The organism is Undibacterium sp. RTI2.2, from assembly GCF_035018705.1.
Classification (GTDB): domain Bacteria; phylum Pseudomonadota; class Gammaproteobacteria; order Burkholderiales; family Burkholderiaceae_D; genus Undibacterium.
This window is the reverse complement of the sequence record NZ_JASJXN010000017.1, coordinates 58094-76663: the sequence shown is the minus strand read 5'-3', so window position 1 is coordinate 76663 and position 18570 is coordinate 58094. Positions and strand designations below refer to the sequence as shown.

Below are 18570 nucleotides of genomic sequence, written 5' to 3'. Positions count from 1 at the left end.
CGGCACAATGACTTTGACCTTAGCAGAAGATTACAAACACCAGACCGTGTTGCTGGATGAGGCTGTTGAGGCCTTGGACTTGACTGGCGAACGCGCCGCAGCTGTGATTGTTGACGGTACCTTTGGGCGTGGCGGACATAGTCGCAAAATCTTGCAACACTTAAATTCCTCCGGTCGGCTGATTGCATTTGACAAAGACACACAGGCGATTGCCAGTGCACAGCAAATTATTGATCCCCGTTTTGAAATCGTACACGACAGTTTTGCCACCATGGCAGAGGCTTTGCAAGAGCGCGATGTACGACAAGTGGATGGGATTTTGATGGATTTAGGCATCTCGTCGCCGCAAGTGGATGACGCGAGCCGCGGTTTTAGTTTTAGGGCAGATGGGCCGCTGGACATGCGCATGGATACCACTCGTGGCATCTCCGCAGCGGAGTGGCTGGCGACTGAAGATGAACAAATAATCAGGGAGGTTATAAAAAATTATGGGGAAGAACGGTTTGCTTTTCAGATTGCAAAGGCGATTGTTGCTCGCCGGGCGGTCCAGTCCATTTCAAGTACTCGACAACTTGCCGAGATCGTCGCAAACACCGTCAAAACTCGCGAGAAGGGCAAAGACCCGGCAACTCGCACCTTTCAGGCTATACGGATTTTCATCAATAAGGAGCTGGAAGATCTTGAAATAGGTTTGGCCGGGGCATACGCCAGCCTGGCACCTCATGGTCGCATGGTTGTAATCAGCTTTCATTCGCTGGAAGACCGCATTGTGAAGCAATTTTTTGCCTCCAAAGTGACCTTGCCGCAACCAGATCGCCGCTTGCCGATTCGCTCTGTTGATTTGCCGCAGCCAGAGATGAAGCTGATCAAAAAAATCAAACCCTCAGATGCAGAAGTCACGGCCAATCCCCGAGCACGCTCGGCTATTTTGCGTGTGGCAGAACGTTTGCCTGTGCATATTCTCGGCGGTGGAAAATGAGCGGGCGCTTAAATTTTTTGCTTGGCGCTGTGCTTATGATGTGTGCACTGTCTTTGATTAATTCCCAGTACCAGGCGCGTCGCTTATTTATCGAATTGGAGCGCGCACAAGCTGCCGCCAGGCAATACGAGTTGCAATGGACGCAGCTAAAACTGGATCAATCTACTTTTGGCAAGCATGCACGTATTGAAGAGAACGCCAGTAAAGAACTGAATATGGTGCCGGTCACGCCTGACCGTACACAATACTTGACTGCAGCGGGGCTGAAATGAGTCGCTCATCCGGCAGTTCACGTACTGCGGCAGCGAAAGGCGTTCCCTTTTCGTCTAGCCCATTATTGGTTGTTAAGTTACCAGTCTGGCGTTCGCGCTTAGTTTTATTTTTCTTATTTATCGCTTTCCTGGCATTGATGGCGCGCGCCCTGTGGTTGCAAGGGATGACGACAGAATTTTTACAAAAGCAGGGCGCCAGTCGTTACACCCGCACCTTGGAGTTGCCCGCAACTCGCGGCAGGATTACTGACAGAAGCGGCCAGGTATTGGCATCCTCTGTGCCAGTCAAAGCCGTATGGGCGATTCCTGATGATGTGTTGGAAGCGCCAAAAGAAAAATTACTTCAACTCGCCGGTTTGCTAGAAATGACCGAGGCTGAGTTACGTAAAAAACTAGATTCGGATCGTCAATTTGTATACCTCAAACGGCAAGTAGATGCCGACATCGCAGAAAAAATTGTCGCACTCGGTATTTCCGGTATAGAAACCCGTAAAGAATATAAGCGCTTTTATCCCGAGGGTGAAGTGATGGCGCATGTCGTCGGCTTTACTAATGTCGAAGATATAGGCCAAGAGGGAATAGAGCTGGCATCAGAAAGAAATCTGGCTGGTAAGACAGGCAATCGTCGTGTCATCAAAGATCGTCTGGGTCGTATCGTTGAAGATATCGAGGCGATTCGTGAGCCGCATGATGGCAAGGATTTGACTTTGTCTATTGATAGCAAAATTCAATACATCGCTTACACCCATCTAAAAGAAGCGATAGAAAAACATAAAGCTAAAGCGGGCGGTGCGGTTGTCTTGGATGCCAGGACGGGTGAGGTTCTAGCTTTAGTCAATCTGCCTTCCTATAACCCGAATGATCGTTCTGTGTTGACTGGTGCGCAATTGCGTAATCGGGTGATGACCGATACGTTTGAGCCTGGTTCTACGATGAAGCCGTTTACGATTGCGCTGGCGCTCGAGACTGGACGTGTTACGCCGGAGACGCAGATTCAGACTGCACCTGGTACCATGACGATTGGTGGTAGGACCATCGGTGATGCACATAAAGAAGGTATTTTGAGCGTCGCTCAAGTCATACAAAAATCATCGAATATCGGGACTGCAAAAATCGCTTTGCAAATGCCGCCACGAGAGATGTGGGAACTGTTCACTACAGTCGGTTTTGGGCAGCAACCAAAATTTGGTTTTCCGGGTGCGGTTGCCGGACGCTTGCGCAACTTTAAAACTTGGCGTCCGATCGAGCAGGCGACGATGAGTTACGGTCACGGTGTTTCTGTCTCATTAATTCAGATAGCGCGTGCCTACATGATTTTTGCCCGTAACGGCGACATCATTCCCTTGACCTTCCAGCGCTCAGAAGTATTGCCTGTGGCACATCGGGTGATTTCAGAAAAAACGGCACAACAAGTGCGTCTGATGATGGAATCGGTAACGGAGCCTGGCGGTACCGCAACGCAGGCGCGCATTGCCGGTTATCGGGTAGCTGGTAAAACTGGTACGGCTTACAAGATAGAAGGCGGTCACTACGTCAAAAAATATGTGGCTGACTTTGTTGGCTTTGCCCCGGTATCTAATCCCCGGGTGATTGTTGCAGTGATGGTAGATGAGCCAACAGCCGGTGGTCACTTTGGAGGTACGGTTGCTGCTCCGGTATTTGCTGCGATTACCGCCAATGTATTACGGTCGATGAATGTTTCCCCCGATTCTAATGTCACCAGCATCATTCCTGACAATAGCGTAGAGGAGAGCATGTAATGATCGACCATAAAGAATCCATGACAGAAATTTTACAATGGCTAAGACAGCTTCCTGCTGTAACGCCGCTTTCACAACTCAGTTCCGATTCGCGCGCGATTGCTGCGGGCGATGTATTTTTTGCTTTCCCAATCGCTGGTAGCTCTGGTGATGGGCGCCGGCATATTCAAGATGCGATTGCTAATGGTGCTGCTGCAGTGGTGTTTGAATCAGATGATTTTGAAGCAGAAAAGTTTGTTTGGGATGCGGCATGGCCAGTGCCGCACAAATCAATCCCGCAACTACAAGCCAAAGCGGGCGAGATTGCGCATGTCTGGTATGCACAGCCTGATCGTGACATGCTGACCGTTGCGGTGACCGGTACAAATGGCAAAACATCTTGCTCGCAATGGTTGGCAAAAGCCCTGTCCTTGACAGGAAAACCTAGTGCGGTTATCGGCACTTTAGGTGTTGGCAATTATAAAGACGGCGTACTACATAATTTGGTTGAAACAGGCTTTACAACGCCAGATGCGATTCAATTACAGCGTCGTCTTGCAGATTTGCGAGATACCGGCGCCAAGGCTCTGGCGATCGAAGCATCTTCAATTGGTTTGCATCAAGGTCGTTTAAATGGTCTGCATGTTGACGTTGCGTTGTTGACCAATTTGACCCGTGATCACCTTGATTACCATGGCGATATGGCGGCATATGCTGCTGCCAAAACCATGTTGTTTGATTGGCCGGATTTGGGCGTAGCAGTACTCAATCTGGATAATGCTTATGGCGTCCAGTTAGTACAACATCTCAAAACGACTCAGCAAAAAACAAAGGTATTAGCTTATAGCCTTGAGCATAAAGAGCATCATGATGCCGCAGTTATCTTTGCAAGTAATGTTCGCACGCAACACTCTGGTACCAGCTTCCATGTGGACTCCCCCTATGGTTCCGGTCTGGTAAAAACGCAAATGATAGGCCGCTTTAATGTAAGCAACATACTGGGTGTACTGAGTGTTTTGTTGGCGACGGGAGTTGTTTGGAGTAAGGCCGTTTCAGTTATTGAAAAACTGACTTCTGTTCCAGGGCGTATGCAACAGCTTGGTACGCCAGGTCATGTCATGGTGATCATCGACTATGCACATACTCCTGATGCTTTAGAAAAAACTATACAGACACTGCAACAAGTCGCGTCAGAGCGCCATGGCGGACTATGGTGTGTATTTGGTTGTGGTGGTGATCGTGACCCGGGCAAGCGTCCTCAAATGGGTAAGATCGCGCAACAGGCGCAGCATGTAGTGGTTACTAGTGATAATCCCCGTACAGAAAATCCCTCTCAAATCATTGCGCATATTTTGCAGGGCATGAGTGATAAGCCTCAGGTCATAGAGGATCGCGCAGCGGCGATCCTATTTGCGATTAAGCATGCGGGTAATAATGATGTGGTGCTGTTAGCGGGTAAGGGGCACGAAAGCTATCAAGATATTAATGGTAAAAAATGGCCGTTCTCTGATGAAGAACATGCATCGTTAGCATTAGCCACCGTTGCCACTAGCGGCAATATGAAGAGGGGCAACTGATGCGCGCGACTCTTCGCCAATTGCAAGCCGCTGTTAATGGCTCTCAATTCCATGCAGTTGGGTCTCAGGCAAATACAAGCTTAGCAATTGAAATTACTGGTTTAACGACGGATAGCCGTAAGGTCAAAGCCGGCGATTTATTTATTGCCTTGCGTGGTGAGCATTTTGATGCACATGATTTTTTGCACGATGTAGTTTCAAAAGGTGCAGCAGCAGTTGTAGTGGATCACTTGCCAGCAGATGTGAGTGGTTCTGAATTCAAAGTGCCAGCGCTAATCGTGCCAAATACACTGACGGCTTTGCAAGAAATTGGACGTTATTGGCGTCAACAATTTACCTTGCCTGTTATTGCCGTTACGGGTAGTAACGGTAAAACCACGGTTAAGGAAATGATCGCATCCATCCTTAATACCTATGTTGGAGCAGAACATAATCTTGCTACTAACGGTAATTTAAACAATGAAATTGGTGTGCCACTGACCGTTTTACGCTTGACCGAGACCCATCGTACAGCGGTGTTTGAACTAGGGATGAATCATCCTGGCGAGATCGCCGTGCTGGCATCTATTGCGCAAGCGACGGTTGCTCTGGTCAATAATGCCCAGCGCGAGCATCAAGAATTTATGCAAACTGTGCAAGCTGTGGCAGAAGAAAACGGTATGGTATTACGCCAACTTCCGGCTGATGGTGTCGCGGTATTTCCAGCAGATGATATGTATTCTGATTTATGGCGCAGTTACGCTACAGAGAGCGGACAGCGAAAAATTGTGAGCTTCGGCCTAAGCGAAGATGCCGATGTTAGTGCAACTTATGTAGCACAAACATTTGGCAGCAAATTGCAAATGCGTATTGGGACGAATCGTTTTACCGTCAATCTGGCCGCGGCTGGTATTCATAATGTACGCAATGCTTTAGCCGCAGCGGCTTGCTGCCATAGCATTGGTGTGCCGAACGATATTATTGCCCTAGGTTTGCAAGCGTTTCGCCCAGTCAATGGTCGCCTGCAAAATAAGCAGGCACACAACGGCGCCACGATTATCGACGACACTTATAACGCCAATCCAGACTCAGTACGCGCAGCGATTGCGGTGCTTGCGGGGCAAACCAACAAAAATAATGAAGACCATATTTTAGTCTTGGGTGATATGGGCGAGGTTGGCGACGAAGGTATTGCATTCCATGAAGAAATCGGTAACTACGCGCGCGAATCGGGCATTAGTAGCTTATTGACTCTTGGTGATCTGGCTAAGTATGTAGCTGACGCATTTGGCCGCGGGGCACAACATTTTGATGATGTTGACGCTTTATGCGCAACTTTAGATACGCTGATTCATCCTCATAGTACGGTCTTAATCAAGGGTTCTCGTTTCATGAAAATGGAAAGAGTCGTTGCGCATTTAACTAAACAACAAACTATAGGAAGTCACTAACATGTTGCTTTGGTTAGCAGAATTTTTTAAGCAAGATATCGGATTTTTACGAGTCTTTGGTTTTATTACTTTTCGTGCGGTATTCGCTACGCTGACAGCGATCTCTATTGGTATTTTTGCTGGTCCTGCCGTGATCCGCATGCTGACTCGTTTGAAGGTCGGACAAGCGGTTCGTACTGATGGTCCACAAACGCATTTAGTTAAATCGGGTACGCCAACTATGGGTGGTGTATTGATCCTAATTTCCATCGGTATTTCTACTTTGCTGTGGGCTGATCTGAGTAATCGCTTTGTTTGGATTGTTCTGATTGTCACTTTAGGTTTTGGTGCTATTGGCTGGGCTGATGATTATCGTAAGGTTGTTTATAAAGACCCAGAGGGCATGCGATCGAGAGAAAAATATTTCTGGCAGTCGTTGATCGGTATTGTCGCAGCGTTTTATCTCGCCTTTACGGTCTCTGCTCCGTCCAATACCAAAGTATTGGAATTGTTTGTCGCTTGGGTGCAATCAGGTTTTAGTATGGACTTGCCGCCAAAGGCTGATTTGATTGTGCCTTTCTTCAAATCTATCAGTTATCCCTTAGGTGTCTGGGGCTTTATAGGGCTGACTTATTGCGTGATTGTTGGTACTAGTAACGCCGTTAATTTTACTGATGGCTTAGATGGTCTGGCCATCATGCCCACCATCATGGTGGGTTCTGCTCTGGGTCTATTTGCCTATCTGACTGGTAACGTTGGTTATGCCAAATATCTGTTGATTCCGCATATCCCAGGCGCAGGTGAGCTATTGATTTTTTGCGGTGCAATGGCTGGTGCTGGTCTGGCTTTCTTATGGTTTAACGCACATCCCGCGCAGGTCTTTATGGGCGACGTTGGGGCGCTCGCGCTCGGTGGTGCACTCGGCACCGTCGCGGTGATCGTTCGTCAAGAAATTGTTTTGTTCATCATGGGCGGTATTTTTGTTGTTGAGACAGTGTCCGTCATGTTGCAAGTTGGGTATTTTAAATTTACTAAAAAGCGATATGGCGTTGGTCGCCGATTATTTCTAATGGCTCCCTTACACCATCATTTTGAACAAAAGGGCTGGAAAGAAACGCAGGTAGTTGTGCGCTTTTGGATCATTTCCATGATGTTGGTATTAGTTGGTTTGTCCTCACTGAAATTGCGATAAGTAAAATGGATTTTTCAGGCAAACATGTCTTGGTATTAGGCTTGGGTGAAACCGGGCTAGCAATGGCGCAGTGGCTGCTGCGCTGTGGCGCACGTTTGCGTGTTGCTGATACACGGACTGCCCCTGATCTTTTAGCTATATTGACTTCTTTATCTGCGTCGATCGAGTTTGTCGGTGGCGAATTTACGACCTCTTTATTAGAGTCTATTGATGTAGTTGCCGTTAGTCCCGGCTTGTCGCCTTTGCGTGAACTGGCAAGTTTGTTGCCAGAAGCGAAGCAGAAAAATATTCCGGTCTGGGGTGAGATTGAATTATTCGCGCAAGCCTTAGAGGCTTTGAAAGCGGAGCGTAATTACACACCGAAAATCATCGCGATTACAGGCACTAATGGCAAAACTACAGTCACTAGTTTAGTCGGTCAATTATGTGAACGTGCGGGTTTGACGACTAAGCTTGCTGGCAATATTAGTCCCGCGGTGCTCGATGTACTGCGAGAAGAATTAGAGAGAGAAGAGCTGTCGCACGAAGGATTGGAGTGTGGAAGCTTGCCTCAAGTATGGGTGCTGGAGTTGTCTAGTTTTCAGCTGCACACGACTTATAGTCTAAATGCTGATGTTGCGACGGTGCTGAATATCACGCAAGACCATCTGGACTGGCATGGGGATTTGGCAGCGTATTGCACGGACAAGGCACGTATTTTTGGCGCACAAACTTTACAAGTACTTAATCGTGATGATGCCTTGGTCATGGCCATGGCTAAGCCAGATAGTAACTTCATCACTTTTGGCGTAAATGCACCGCTACAAGCGAATGATCTGGGACTATTAAACGAGCATGGTATGACCTGGTTGGCAACCGCAATACCCACTGAAGATGCGCCTGTACTTAGTCGTCGCAAGAAAAAAGAAGTGATAGATATCCCTGTAAGTATGTCGCGTCTGATGCCAGTCGATGCACTCAAAATACGTGGCCAACACAATGCAGCCAATGTATTAGCCGCATTAGCTTTATGTCGCGCTATCGGATTATCGTTTGCTCCTTTATTACATGGCGCACGTGAATATCAAGGTGAGCCACATCGGGTAGAGCTAGTTGCCAGCATTGCTGGTATCGATTATGTCGACGATAGCAAGGGTACGAATGTCGGCGCAACAGTCGCCGCGTTAAAAGGATTAGGCCAAGAACTACTTGTATCAAACGATCAGCAAAAACGCATTCTTTTGATCGCTGGCGGTGATGGCAAGGGCCAAGACTTTTCACCTTTGGCGAGTGTGATTGCGCAGTATGCCAAAGCCGTATTTTTGATCGGTAAAGATGCGGGCGAGATTCGTAATGCAGCTCAAATCAGTCAGGTAGATATGATTGATTACGCTAGCCTGGAACTGGCAGTGCAGGCCGCGTCTGAGCAGGCAGTAGAAGGCGATATTGTCTTGTTATCGCCCGCCTGTGCGAGCTTAGACATGTTCCGCAATTATGCGCATCGTGCAGATGTATTTATTGATGCGGTAAAAGAAATTGGTCTGGCACGCGGGGAGATATTCTGATGAAGCAAGCCATTTTGTCGCTGGGTAAGTGGCTGCCGTTTACGGCAGAGCCAGTTATTGCATCACATTTGGCCAAGCGTTCCAAGATGATGGAGTACGACCAGGCTTTAGTTTGGGTGACATTGATCTTGATGTTGTTCGGTATGGTGATGGTCTACTCTGCTTCAATTTCTTTGCCGGATTCACCTAAATATACTAATTATAAAAGCTATCATTTTTTACTGCGGCAGGCGATGTTTATCAGTGTCTCTTTAGTCGCTGGCTTATTTGTGTTTCGTATCAAGATCGCCACCTGGCAAAAGTGGGCACCTTATTTGTTTGTGGTCACTTTGATTTTGCTGGTAGCAGTGTTGGTACCTGGTTTAGGCAAAGGAGTGAATGGCGCTAAACGTTGGCTATCGTTCAAGGTATTCAATCTTCAGCCTTCAGAATTGATGAAGCTGTTTATTGTTTTGTATGCTGCCGATTACACAGTGCGCAAACAAGAATATATGCACAAACTCACCAAAGGATTTTTGCCAATGACAGCGGCGGTGGGTGTTGTCGGTTTGTTGTTATTGCTGGAGCCTGATCTTGGCGCCTTTGGTGTGATCGTCTGTATCGCCATGGGCATTTTATTTTTAGGTGGAATTAATATTGTTTGGTTTGGGGGTATTGCAGCTACCTTGGTTGGTATTTTTACTCTTGTGATCGTGCTGACTCCTTGGAGACGTGAGCGAAGCTTTGCTTATCTCAGTCCGTTTGATGAAGACCATGCACTGGGTAAAGCCTATCAATTAACACATTCGCTAATTGCATTTGGCCGCGGTGAATTATTTGGTGTCGGTTTGGGAGCAAGTGTCGAAAAGCTACATTACTTGCCAGAAGCACATACCGATTTTTTACTGGCAGTCATTGGCGAAGAATTGGGATTTGCTGGCGTACTAGTCGTGATTTTATTGTTCTACTGGATATTAAAACGGGCCTTTGAAATCGGTCGTCAGGCAATCGCATTGGATTTGACATTTGCTGGTTTAACCGCAAAGGGGATTGGTATCTGGATCGGCGTACAGGCATTCATTAATATGGGCGTCAATTTGGGCTTACTACCCACTAAGGGTTTAACTTTGCCTTTAATGAGTTATGGCGGTTCTGGTGTATTGATTAATTGTGTGGGCTTAGCGATATTGCTCAGAATAGATTATGAAAACCGGCTCCTGATGCGTGGGGGGCGGCTATGACACAAAAGAAACTCATGATCATGGCTGCTGGTACTGGGGGACATATTTTCCCGGGCTTAGCGATTGCGGAAACGATGAAAGCGCGTGGCTGGCAAGTCTCTTGGCTTGGTACTAGCAGTGGTATGGAAAACCAGATTGTTCCTCAGCACGGTGTGGCAATGGATACCATTACATTTACCGGTATGCGTGGCAAAGGCTTGATACATACATTCAGTGGCGCTTTTAAATTAGCCCTTAGTTTCTTTAGTTGCCTAAAAATTTTGGGGCAGCGACAACCCGACGTAGTCCTGGGTATGGGTGGTTATGTGACCGTCCCAGGCGGTGTGATGGCGGCCTTGCGTGGCAAACCAGTCGTGCTCATGAATGCTGACTCTGCCTTGTTATTGTCGAATAAATTATTGCGCCCTTTAGCTAAACGCGTGCTATTCGGTTTGCCGTCTAGCGGTCTCGTTAATCATAATAAAGCTCAGGTCACTGGCAATCCTATACGTACTGAAATCTGTATTCTGCCAGAACCTGCGAAGCGTTATATAACAAGGACAGGACCATTAAAAATATTAGTCGTCGGCGGTAGCCTTGGCGCACAAGCCTTAAACACAAATTTACCTGCCGCATTGGCACTGATCCCAGAACAAGACCGTCCATTAGTTACGCACCAATCGGGAAAAAAACATATTGATGCTTTACGTGCAAGCTATGCCACGTATGGTGTACGAGCAGAAGTATTGGATTTTATTGATGATATGCCGCGTCGATATGCTGATGCTGATCTGGTTATTTGCCGAGCTGGTGCAATCACCATATCGGAACTGACAGCAGCTGGTGTTGCTAGTATTTTAGTGCCGTTCGTTGCGTCCAGTACGTCACATCAGAAGGACAATGCACAATGGATGGCGCAGCAGAAAGCGGCAGTTTATTTACCGCAGCGCGAATTAAATCCAGCTGACTTAGCGGCAAAGTTACAAAGCATCACGAGAGAACAATGTTTGGCGATGGCTGAGACTGCTTATAGTTTAGGTCAACGTCAAGCTAATGAAACTATTGCAAAAGTATTAGAGCAGTTAGCCTGAAAAAATATGAAACATAAAGTCAAACACATTCATTTTGTCGGTATCGGTGGCTCCGGAATGAGCGGTATTGCCGAGGTCTTACTTAATCTGGGCTACACGATTTCTGGTTCGGATTTAGGTAGTAACGCGGCTTCACAAAGATTAGCCAGTCTGGGCGCAAAAGTGATGCTTGGACACGCAGCAGACAATATTGCGGGGGCCGATGCAATCGTCACTTCCACTGCGGTCAAAGCGGATAATCCTGAAGTTGTTGCCGCACGAGAAAAGCATATACCTATCGTTCCAAGAGCATTAATGCTGGCCGAGTTAATGCGTTTAAAAAGCGGTATCGCAATTGCAGGCACTCACGGCAAGACTACTACGACAAGTCTCGTTGCCAGTATTCTGGCTGAAGGTGGTTTTGATCCAACGTTTGTTATTGGCGGTCGTTTAAATAGTGCCGGTGCTAATGCCAAGCTCGGTAGTGGTGATTTTATTGTGGCAGAGGCGGATGAATCTGATGCTTCGTTTTTGAATTTGTTGCCAGTGATTGAAGTCATCACCAATATTGATGCTGATCATATGGAAACCTATGAGCATGACTTTGGAAAATTGAAGCAAGCGTTTATCGAGTTTACTCAACGTCTGCCATTTTACGGTGTCGCTATTCTTTGTCTGGACGATGCACATATACGCGAAATTATGCCCTTCATTTCTAAACCGATTGTGACTTACGGTTTTCATGAAGAAGCAGATATCCGCGCAACTGATGCTAAAGCTGTTGGTGGCATGATGCAATTCACCGTAGTCCAGGATGGTTGCGAACCTATGCACGTGAGCTTAAATCAGCCCGGTATGCACAACATACAAAATGCGTGCGCCGCGATTGCAGTCGCCCGTGAAGTTGGTGTCGCCGATGCTGCCACTCAAAAAGCGTTAAGTGAATTCCATGGCGTCGGTCGCCGTTTTACCCGTTATGGTGAAATCGCTTTACCTGATACCGGTACAGACATAAGTGTAAGCGGTCACGCAGGCGGTACTTTTGCATTGGTCGACGACTATGGACACCATCCGGTGGAAATGGCCGCAACCTTAGCCGCTGCCCGCGGTGCATATCCCGGACGCCGTTTGGTGCTGGCCTTCCAACCGCATCGGTATACACGCACACGTGATTTATTTGAAGATTTTGTTAAGGTAATTTCGACCGCCGATGCAGTTGTTTTGGCAGAAGTGTATGCCGCCGGCGAGGCCCCGATCGTCGCTGCCGATGGTCGTGCGCTGGCCAGAGCTTTAAGAGTAACAGGCAAAGTAGAGCCGGTTTTTGTAGAAGAGATTAGCGATATGCCAGACAATCTTTTACATGTGCTGAAAGATGGCGATGTATTGATTGTAATGGGTGCCGGATCGATCAGCGCTGTTCCGGCAAAACTGGCAAATGCATTTGATTAATAAGTACTAAAGACTGACGAAGTTAATGCTATTAACTTCAATATAAGCGAAGTAAAGACGATTGAATTTCATACGGAATAGAAGACAGAGATGCCATCATGAGTGACATTGCAAACGTAAACGAATTAGGTAAAGTTGGCGTACTGTTTGGTGGGCGCTCCGCTGAGCGTGAGATATCGATCATGTCCGGCACGGGCGTACTGGCGGCTTTAAAAAGCAAAGGTGTGGATGCGCATGGCTTTGATACTGGCGAGCGTAGTCTGGCTGATCTGGCAGCTGAAAAATTTGATCGTGTCTTTATCGCTCTGCATGGTCGTTTCGGTGAGGACGGTAGCTTACAAGGTGTGCTGGAGCAATTAGGTATTCCCTACACCGGCAGCGGCGTAATGGCGTCAGCTATTGCGATGGACAAAATTTTTACTAAGAAAATTTGGCAGAACCATCAGTTGACGACACCAGCATACGAAGTATTAAACGCTGAAACGGAATTGCGTCTGGTACCAGATCGTCTGAGTTTGCCTTTGATTTTAAAACCGCCACATGAAGGCTCGACAATTGGCATCACTAAAGTAAATGGCTACTCCGATATGAAGGATGCCTATGCTTTGGCAGCGCAATTTGATGACGAGGTATTGGCTGAAGAATTTATTCAAGGTCGCGAACTGACCGTAGCAATTTTGGGTACTGGTAAAGACGCTTACGCCTTACCCATCATTGAGATCGTAGCGCCACAAGGTAATTACGACTATCAGAATAAATATTTTACCGACGATACCAAGTACCTTTGTCCTGCGCCGTTAGATGCTGCATTGTCAGAGCAAATACGGCAAATGTCTGTAGACGCTTACCGTGCAGTGAATTGCGAAGGCTGGGCGCGGGTTGATGTATTGCTCCGAGCATCCGACAACCAAGCGTTTTTGATTGAGGTCAATACTTCGCCAGGTATGACAGGACATTCGCTGGTGCCAATGGCCGCTCGTGCAGTTGGTTTAAGTTATGAAGATTTATGTCTGAAAATTTTGCAATCCGCTCGCTTAAAGATGTCGAAGGGTAATCAGTAAGCATATGTGGCAAGACGTCAGGTCTATGAATACAACAGCAAATGCGTTGTTCGGTGTTTTTTTGCTTGCGTTGATGATGTCTGGTGTGTGGTGGTTAGTGCAGCGTCCGATGTTTACGTTAAAAGTAATTCAAGTGGTAGGCGCCGATCAGCAGCCATTACGACACGTGAATGCACTGACGATTCGTGATACTGCCTTACCTAAATTGAAGGGTAATTTTTTTACGACAAATCTGGACGGTGTACGTACTGCATTTGAAGCGGTACCTTGGGTGCGTAAAGCTAGCGTGCAAAGAGAATGGCCAAATAAGTTGATTGTCACTTTGGAAGAGCATCAGGCTTTGGGTACTTGGGGTGAAGAAGGACGATTGATGTCAGTGAAGGGCGATGTATTTACCGCCAATCTGGCTGAAGCGGAAGAGGATGCGGAGTTAATTGATTTTGCGGGACCAGAAGGTAGTGAGAAAGAAGTGCTGGCGCGCTATATCGATTTTAAAACCTGGTTTGCCAAAATCAGTTTAGCGCCCGAGTCTGTGCAGTACTCCAGTCGTTACGCCTGGAGTGTGAAATTGAACAACGGTATGAAAGTCGAGTTGGGTCGGGTACAGGATGATCAGACTCTGCAAAGCCGGGTAGATAAATTGCTGACAGTGTACCCACAGTTAGTCGCAAGTTTGCAAGACAGTATTGAAAGTGTCGATATGCGTTATCCGAATGGATTAGCGCTGAAATCGAGTCACAGTGGCTTCGGTATCGCTAGCAAGTTAAGTGGAAAACAAAGCAGCAAACTCAATGTCAAACGAAAGTAAGTAAATGACAAAAGATGCAAAAAACCTGATCGTCGGCCTGGACATCGGCACCTCAAAAATTGTTGCGGTCGTCGCAGAGGTCATGCCGGATGGTCGCCATGAAGTAATCGGCCTTGGTCAGCACGAATCCAAGGGGCTGAAAAAAGGTGTAGTCGTCAACATCGAGGCGACGGTCGAATCAATTCAGCGTGCATTGGAAGAGGCCGAGCTGATGGCGGACTGCAAAATCCGCAATGTCTATACCGGTATTGCAGGTAGTCATATCCGCAGCTTTAATTCCAGCGGCATGGTTGCGATTAAAGATAAAGAAGTCACGGCTGCTGATGTATCGCGCGTGATTGAGACTGCCAAGGCAGTAAATATTCCGACCGATCAGCAACTGCTACATACCTTGCCGCAAGAATTTATTGTGGATAGCCAGGATGATGTGCGCGAGCCTATTGGCATGAGCGGCATTCGTCTCGAAGTCAAAGTACATATCGTCACTGGTGCAGTTTCCGCGGTACAGAATATCGTCAAGTGTGTACGCCGCTGTGGTCTGGAAGTGTCTGATTTGATTTTGCAGCCAATGGCATCGGCCGAGGCAGTGCTGACCCGCGATGAAAAAGAGCTTGGCGTTGTCCTGATTGATATCGGTGGCGGCACGACAGACGTGGCTGTGTTTAGCGAAGGTGCAATCCGTCATACCGCTGTAATCCCAATTGCCGGTGATCAGATCACCAATGATATCGCTATGGCATTGCGTACACCAACATCAGAAGCAGAAGAAATCAAGATTCGTTTTGGTGTTGCCAAACAGGTGCTGGCCGACCCATCTGATTCTTTGGAAGTACCGGGTCTTGGTGATCGTGGTCCGCGCTCGTTATCGCGTCAGGCTTTAGCTGCTGTGATTGAACCGCGGGTCGAAGAATTATTCGCCTTAGTGCATCAGGTAGTGCGTGAATCTGGTTATGAAGATGTGCTGTCCTCCGGCATCGTATTGACGGGTGGTTCCGCGATCATGCCAGGCATGGTAGAAATGGCTGAAGATATCTTTTTAAAGCCGACACGTTTAGGTATGCCGGTGTATTCGGGGCAGTTAGCAGATGTCGTACGCAGCCCGCGTTACGCCACAGTTTTGGGGTTGTTGTTGGAAGCGAAGAAGCAGTATATGCGTGGTCATATTGTTACGCGGCAGGAAGGTTCTGCAAAAGCAGTATGGCAGCGCATGAAAGAGTGGTTTTTGGGGAATTTTTAAGCAGTTTTTTGGTGTATTTTTTCGCATAAATAGTAGTAATCATTTTATAATGTTCTGATCCGCAGTTATTAGTCGCTAGGCGTGACACCGTTGTTGAAAATTTGTATTTCAAACGTGATGCCTATCGACTAAAAACTGCCTACCTAAAGGAGTCATGATGGAGTTCGATATGGTTGATAACGCTACGCAAGGCACCGTAATTAAAGTCGTCGGTGTTGGTGGCGCAGGTGGTAATGCTGTGCAGCACATGATTAACAAAGGTGTGGCAGGAGTTGAATTTATCGCTGCTAATACTGATGCTCAAGCATTGCTGCAATCTAAGGCACACAACGTCATTCAAATCGGTGAAACCGGTTTGGGTGCAGGGATGAAGCCGGAAGTCGGTCGCCAGTTGGCGGAAGAATCCCGTGCTCGCATTCAAGATGCATTACGTGGTTCGCACATGGTATTTATCGCTGCTGGTATGGGCGGTGGTACCGGTACTGGTGCTGCCCCCGTAGTGGCACAGATCGCCAAAGAATTAGGCGCGCTGACGGTTGCTGTGGTTTCCAAACCTTTCTCATACGAAGGTAAAAAATGCATGGACATCGCTGACGAGGGTCTGGAAGCCTTGTCACAGCATGTGGATTCGCTGATTATTATTCTCAATGAAAAATTGGAAGAGATCTACGAAGACGACAGCATGATCGAATGGCTGCAACACGCCGATGACGTGCTCAACAACGCGGTTGCCGGTATTGCGGAAATCATCAATGTTCCAGGTCATATCAACGTTGATTTCAATGACGTGAAAACGATCATGGGCGAACAAGGTAAAGCGATGATGGGTACGGCAACAGCATCCGGTGTTGATCGTGCACGTATTGCGGCAGAGCAGGCAGTTGCTTCGCCGTTGTTGGATGGTATCGATTTGTCCGGTGCTCGGGGTGTCTTGGTCAACGTGACTGCTAGCCGCGGTCTCAAAGGTAAAGAAATCAAAGAAGTCATGGCGGCAGTTCGCGCTTTTGCAGCACCTGATGCTTCTATCGCACAAGGTATCGCTTACGACGATACGATGGGTGATGATATTCGTGTCACAGTGGTGGCAACTGGCTTGGGTCGGGGCAAGAAAAATATCCAGTTGGTACAAACACCAATGCTGCGCACAGGTACTCATAATGAACCAATGATGGCGTCGCCAACGACAGCTTCGGCTGGCATGCATTCAGGTACGACGACTGCTTCCAGTGGTTTTGATGGCTTGAGTAAGCCGGCAGTATGGCGTCGTGAGTCTGCGTCAGATACGGTTCGTGCTTTGGAAAAAAATGGTATGGAAACTTATGACATTCCCGCGTTTTTAAGAAAACAAGCTGATTAAAATCTAGCCATAAAATCTGACAAAACCCATAAAAAACCCGCATTTATGCGGGTTTTTTATGGCTTACTTTTTAAATAATTTTAAATTATTTCTTAAATATCACTCGCCAGACCCAGAATTTGTCTGGATCTAGCGATGTTGCTATTAACCGCCAGTTACAGCCTTGACCGCAGCTGCCGCATCTACAATGCCTGCGCCACAACCTGGGCAGTTTGCTGGTGCAGGGCGAGCTGTTTTAATCAAGATGCTTTTTACTTGTGCCGGAGTTAATCTGGGATTAACTGACAACATTAAAGCCACTACGCCAGCCACATGTGGTGTCGCTTGAGAAGTACCAGAGTACATACCATACGTAGAATCGTTAGTAGCAACGGTTGTACCTGTTGGCAAAGTCGATGTGATCTGATCATTCGCTGTTGTGAAGCCTCCGCCCGGAGCCGCGACGGTTACTGTGCCGCCGTAGTTGGAATAGCTCGCACGACCACCTGCAATCGAAGTCGATGCTACTGTAATTACACCTGGGCAGTTCGCTGGCGATGACAGTTTGGCATCAATACTTGAATTGCCGGCAGCAATTACAATCACCGTGCCAGCTGCGATCGCGCTTTGATATGCGGTTGCGCTAGTACGAGTACAAACACCTGTGCCACCTAGAGAAAGATTCAGGACATTGGCTCTGTTGATGTTATCTGGTATGCCGCTGATATGAAGTCCTGCGGCCCAAGCTACTGCGTCAGCAATATCAGAATCATAGCCACCGCATTTGCCGAGTACGCGCAAAGGCAGCACTTTTGCTTTTGGCGCGACTCCTGTGATGCCAATGCCGTTTGTAGCAGCAGCCACGATACCTGCAACGTGCGTACCATGCCAAGAACTGTTCGATGGACCACACGATGTGTCAGTTGCACTGACCCAGTCACCTAAGTCGATTGCGTCTGGACCACGAACACTTGATGCGCCAGCTGGTAAGGCAATCCGTGCTACTGCAGGGCTACTGATAAAGTTATAACCATATTGGTTTGCCTTGCCTCCTTGTGCTGGAACCAAATTAGGCAGAATATCTGGATGCGGGCGATACCCGGTATCCAGCACAGCCACGACAATGTTTTGCCCCATTGTGATATCCCAAGCTGCTGGCAAATTCAAAGCACCTACTTGGGTCTTGGAATCTTGCATATCCCATTGGTTGGTAGAAAACAAAGGATCCGTCGGTACATAAGCAGGACGACGAATGTAGTCTGGTTCCGCATATTCGATAGTCGAATCGACGCTAGCCAGTTTGGCTGCCAGAGCACGCATTTCAGCTGGTTTTAAAGCGATATCGGAAGCATAAACCCAACCTCCGGTCACAATCTGGCGCTTCAGTACAAACGAGGTACCGAAAGTTTGCGCCACCGACTGTAGTGTGGAAAGGCGTTGTGCCTGTACTTGTGCCAAGGCAGTTAGATTGCCTCCGACACTAGCAGCCGACTCAAGCATATTACTTCTCTCATTGTGATATTTGATAATGATTTGAGAGAGTTTTTGCTCGACTTGCGGCTTAGTGCTATTTGCGCTATTTGGGTCAACTGCAGACGCAAAAGCAGGTGCAAAGACAGATACATTTAGCATCGTGCTCATTACGACTAACAGTAAAGGTTTAACGCTGAACAGTAAAGATTTCATTCTGTATTTTCT

The 18570-nt window shown here is 47.5% G+C and carries 15 protein-coding genes; 14 read left to right on the top strand and 1 reads right to left on the bottom strand.

Going from position 1 to position 18570, the window contains the following annotated elements:
• Window positions 1-7: 7 nt before the first annotated feature.
• From rsmH to ftsZ, 14 genes are all read left to right on the top strand, one after another.
• Window positions 8-979, top strand: coding sequence for a 16S rRNA (cytosine(1402)-N(4))-methyltransferase RsmH (rsmH, locus tag QN395_RS11275; RefSeq protein ID WP_322121233.1), 972 nt, complete (start codon window positions 8-10; stop codon window positions 977-979).
• A complete protein-coding gene (gene ftsL, locus QN395_RS11270) occupies window positions 976-1251 on the top strand; it encodes a cell division protein FtsL (RefSeq protein WP_322121234.1) in 276 nt (91 codons plus the stop codon). Before rsmH ends, ftsL begins: the two co-directional genes overlap by 4 nt.
• On the top strand, window positions 1248-3011 hold the full coding sequence (locus tag QN395_RS11265) for a penicillin-binding protein 2 (RefSeq protein WP_322121235.1): 1764 nt from the start codon (window positions 1248-1250) through the stop codon (window positions 3009-3011). The genes ftsL and QN395_RS11265 overlap by 4 nt, the downstream gene beginning before the upstream one ends.
• Window positions 3011-4567, top strand: a complete 1557-nt coding sequence (locus QN395_RS11260; protein WP_322121236.1) for a UDP-N-acetylmuramoyl-L-alanyl-D-glutamate--2,6-diaminopimelate ligase — start codon at window positions 3011-3013, stop codon at window positions 4565-4567. The genes QN395_RS11265 and QN395_RS11260 overlap by 1 nt, the downstream gene beginning before the upstream one ends.
• A complete protein-coding gene (locus QN395_RS11255) occupies window positions 4567-5997 on the top strand; it encodes a UDP-N-acetylmuramoyl-tripeptide--D-alanyl-D-alanine ligase (protein WP_323491864.1) in 1431 nt (476 codons plus the stop codon). The genes QN395_RS11260 and QN395_RS11255 overlap by 1 nt, the downstream gene beginning before the upstream one ends.
• A 1-nt stretch (window position 5998) precedes the next feature.
• A complete protein-coding gene (gene mraY / locus QN395_RS11250) occupies window positions 5999-7168 on the top strand; it encodes a phospho-N-acetylmuramoyl-pentapeptide-transferase (protein ID WP_322121238.1) in 1170 nt (389 codons plus the stop codon).
• Window positions 7169-7173: 5 nt separating this feature from the next.
• Window positions 7174-8712: a UDP-N-acetylmuramoyl-L-alanine--D-glutamate ligase gene (murD, locus tag QN395_RS11245; RefSeq protein WP_323491865.1), complete on the top strand. Its 1539-nt coding sequence runs from the start codon at window positions 7174-7176 to the stop codon at window positions 8710-8712.
• Window positions 8713-8798: 86 nt separating this feature from the next.
• Window positions 8799-9932 carry a putative lipid II flippase FtsW gene (gene ftsW / locus QN395_RS11240; protein ID WP_322121692.1) on the top strand — a complete coding sequence of 378 codons (1134 nt, stop codon included), beginning with the start codon at window positions 8799-8801 and terminating at the stop codon, window positions 9930-9932.
• The gene (gene murG, locus QN395_RS11235; RefSeq protein WP_322121240.1) at window positions 9929-11002 is read left to right on the top strand and encodes an undecaprenyldiphospho-muramoylpentapeptide beta-N-acetylglucosaminyltransferase; all 1074 of its coding nucleotides are present in this window, start codon (window positions 9929-9931) and stop codon (window positions 11000-11002) included. The genes ftsW and murG overlap by 4 nt, the downstream gene beginning before the upstream one ends.
• 6 nt (window positions 11003-11008) lie before the next feature.
• The gene (gene murC, locus QN395_RS11230; protein ID WP_322121241.1) at window positions 11009-12430 is read left to right on the top strand and encodes a UDP-N-acetylmuramate--L-alanine ligase; all 1422 of its coding nucleotides are present in this window, start codon (window positions 11009-11011) and stop codon (window positions 12428-12430) included.
• 98 nt (window positions 12431-12528) lie between these two features.
• Window positions 12529-13491: a D-alanine--D-alanine ligase gene (locus QN395_RS11225; protein ID WP_322121242.1), complete on the top strand. Its 963-nt coding sequence runs from the start codon at window positions 12529-12531 to the stop codon at window positions 13489-13491.
• Between the two features lie 4 nt (window positions 13492-13495).
• The gene (locus QN395_RS11220) at window positions 13496-14299 is read left to right on the top strand and encodes a cell division protein FtsQ/DivIB (protein WP_322121243.1); all 804 of its coding nucleotides are present in this window, start codon (window positions 13496-13498) and stop codon (window positions 14297-14299) included.
• 4 nt (window positions 14300-14303) lie between these two features.
• Window positions 14304-15536 carry a cell division protein FtsA gene (ftsA, locus tag QN395_RS11215; protein WP_322121244.1) on the top strand — a complete coding sequence of 411 codons (1233 nt, stop codon included), beginning with the start codon at window positions 14304-14306 and terminating at the stop codon, window positions 15534-15536.
• 157 nt (window positions 15537-15693) lie between these two features.
• The gene (ftsZ, locus tag QN395_RS11210; protein WP_322121245.1) at window positions 15694-16893 is read left to right on the top strand and encodes a cell division protein FtsZ; all 1200 of its coding nucleotides are present in this window, start codon (window positions 15694-15696) and stop codon (window positions 16891-16893) included.
• Window positions 16894-17037: 144 nt separating this feature from the next.
• On the opposite strand, the gene QN395_RS11205 is transcribed toward ftsZ, so the two are convergent.
• On the bottom strand, window positions 17038-18558 hold the full coding sequence (locus tag QN395_RS11205; protein ID WP_322121246.1) for a S8 family peptidase: 1521 nt from the start codon (window positions 18556-18558) through the stop codon (window positions 17038-17040).
• Between the last annotated feature and the right edge of the window lie 12 nt (window positions 18559-18570).

What these genes read in the sequence shown, in the direction of transcription:
- ftsZ (WP_322121245.1), top strand. Translation starts at nt 15,694, where the DNA reads ATGGAGTTCGATATGGTTGATAACGCTACGCAAGGCACCGTAATTAAA.
- QN395_RS11205 (WP_322121246.1), bottom strand. Translation starts at nt 18,558, where the DNA reads ATGAAATCTTTACTGTTCAGCGTTAAACCTTTACTGTTAGTCGTAATG.
- ftsW (WP_322121692.1), top strand. Translation starts at nt 8,799, where the DNA reads ATGATGGAGTACGACCAGGCTTTAGTTTGGGTGACATTGATCTTGATG.
- QN395_RS11265 (WP_322121235.1), top strand. Translation starts at nt 1,248, where the DNA reads ATGAGTCGCTCATCCGGCAGTTCACGTACTGCGGCAGCGAAAGGCGTT.
- ftsL (WP_322121234.1), top strand. Translation starts at nt 976, where the DNA reads ATGAGCGGGCGCTTAAATTTTTTGCTTGGCGCTGTGCTTATGATGTGT.
- QN395_RS11260 (WP_322121236.1), top strand. Translation starts at nt 3,011, where the DNA reads ATGATCGACCATAAAGAATCCATGACAGAAATTTTACAATGGCTAAGA.
- QN395_RS11220 (WP_322121243.1), top strand. Translation starts at nt 13,496, where the DNA reads ATGTGGCAAGACGTCAGGTCTATGAATACAACAGCAAATGCGTTGTTC.
- murG (WP_322121240.1), top strand. Translation starts at nt 9,929, where the DNA reads ATGACACAAAAGAAACTCATGATCATGGCTGCTGGTACTGGGGGACAT.
- murC (WP_322121241.1), top strand. Translation starts at nt 11,009, where the DNA reads ATGAAACATAAAGTCAAACACATTCATTTTGTCGGTATCGGTGGCTCC.
- rsmH (WP_322121233.1), top strand. Translation starts at nt 8, where the DNA reads ATGACTTTGACCTTAGCAGAAGATTACAAACACCAGACCGTGTTGCTG.
- mraY (WP_322121238.1), top strand. Translation starts at nt 5,999, where the DNA reads ATGTTGCTTTGGTTAGCAGAATTTTTTAAGCAAGATATCGGATTTTTA.
- QN395_RS11255 (WP_323491864.1), top strand. Translation starts at nt 4,567, where the DNA reads ATGCGCGCGACTCTTCGCCAATTGCAAGCCGCTGTTAATGGCTCTCAA.
- murD (WP_323491865.1), top strand. Translation starts at nt 7,174, where the DNA reads ATGGATTTTTCAGGCAAACATGTCTTGGTATTAGGCTTGGGTGAAACC.
- QN395_RS11225 (WP_322121242.1), top strand. Translation starts at nt 12,529, where the DNA reads ATGAGTGACATTGCAAACGTAAACGAATTAGGTAAAGTTGGCGTACTG.
- ftsA (WP_322121244.1), top strand. Translation starts at nt 14,304, where the DNA reads ATGACAAAAGATGCAAAAAACCTGATCGTCGGCCTGGACATCGGCACC.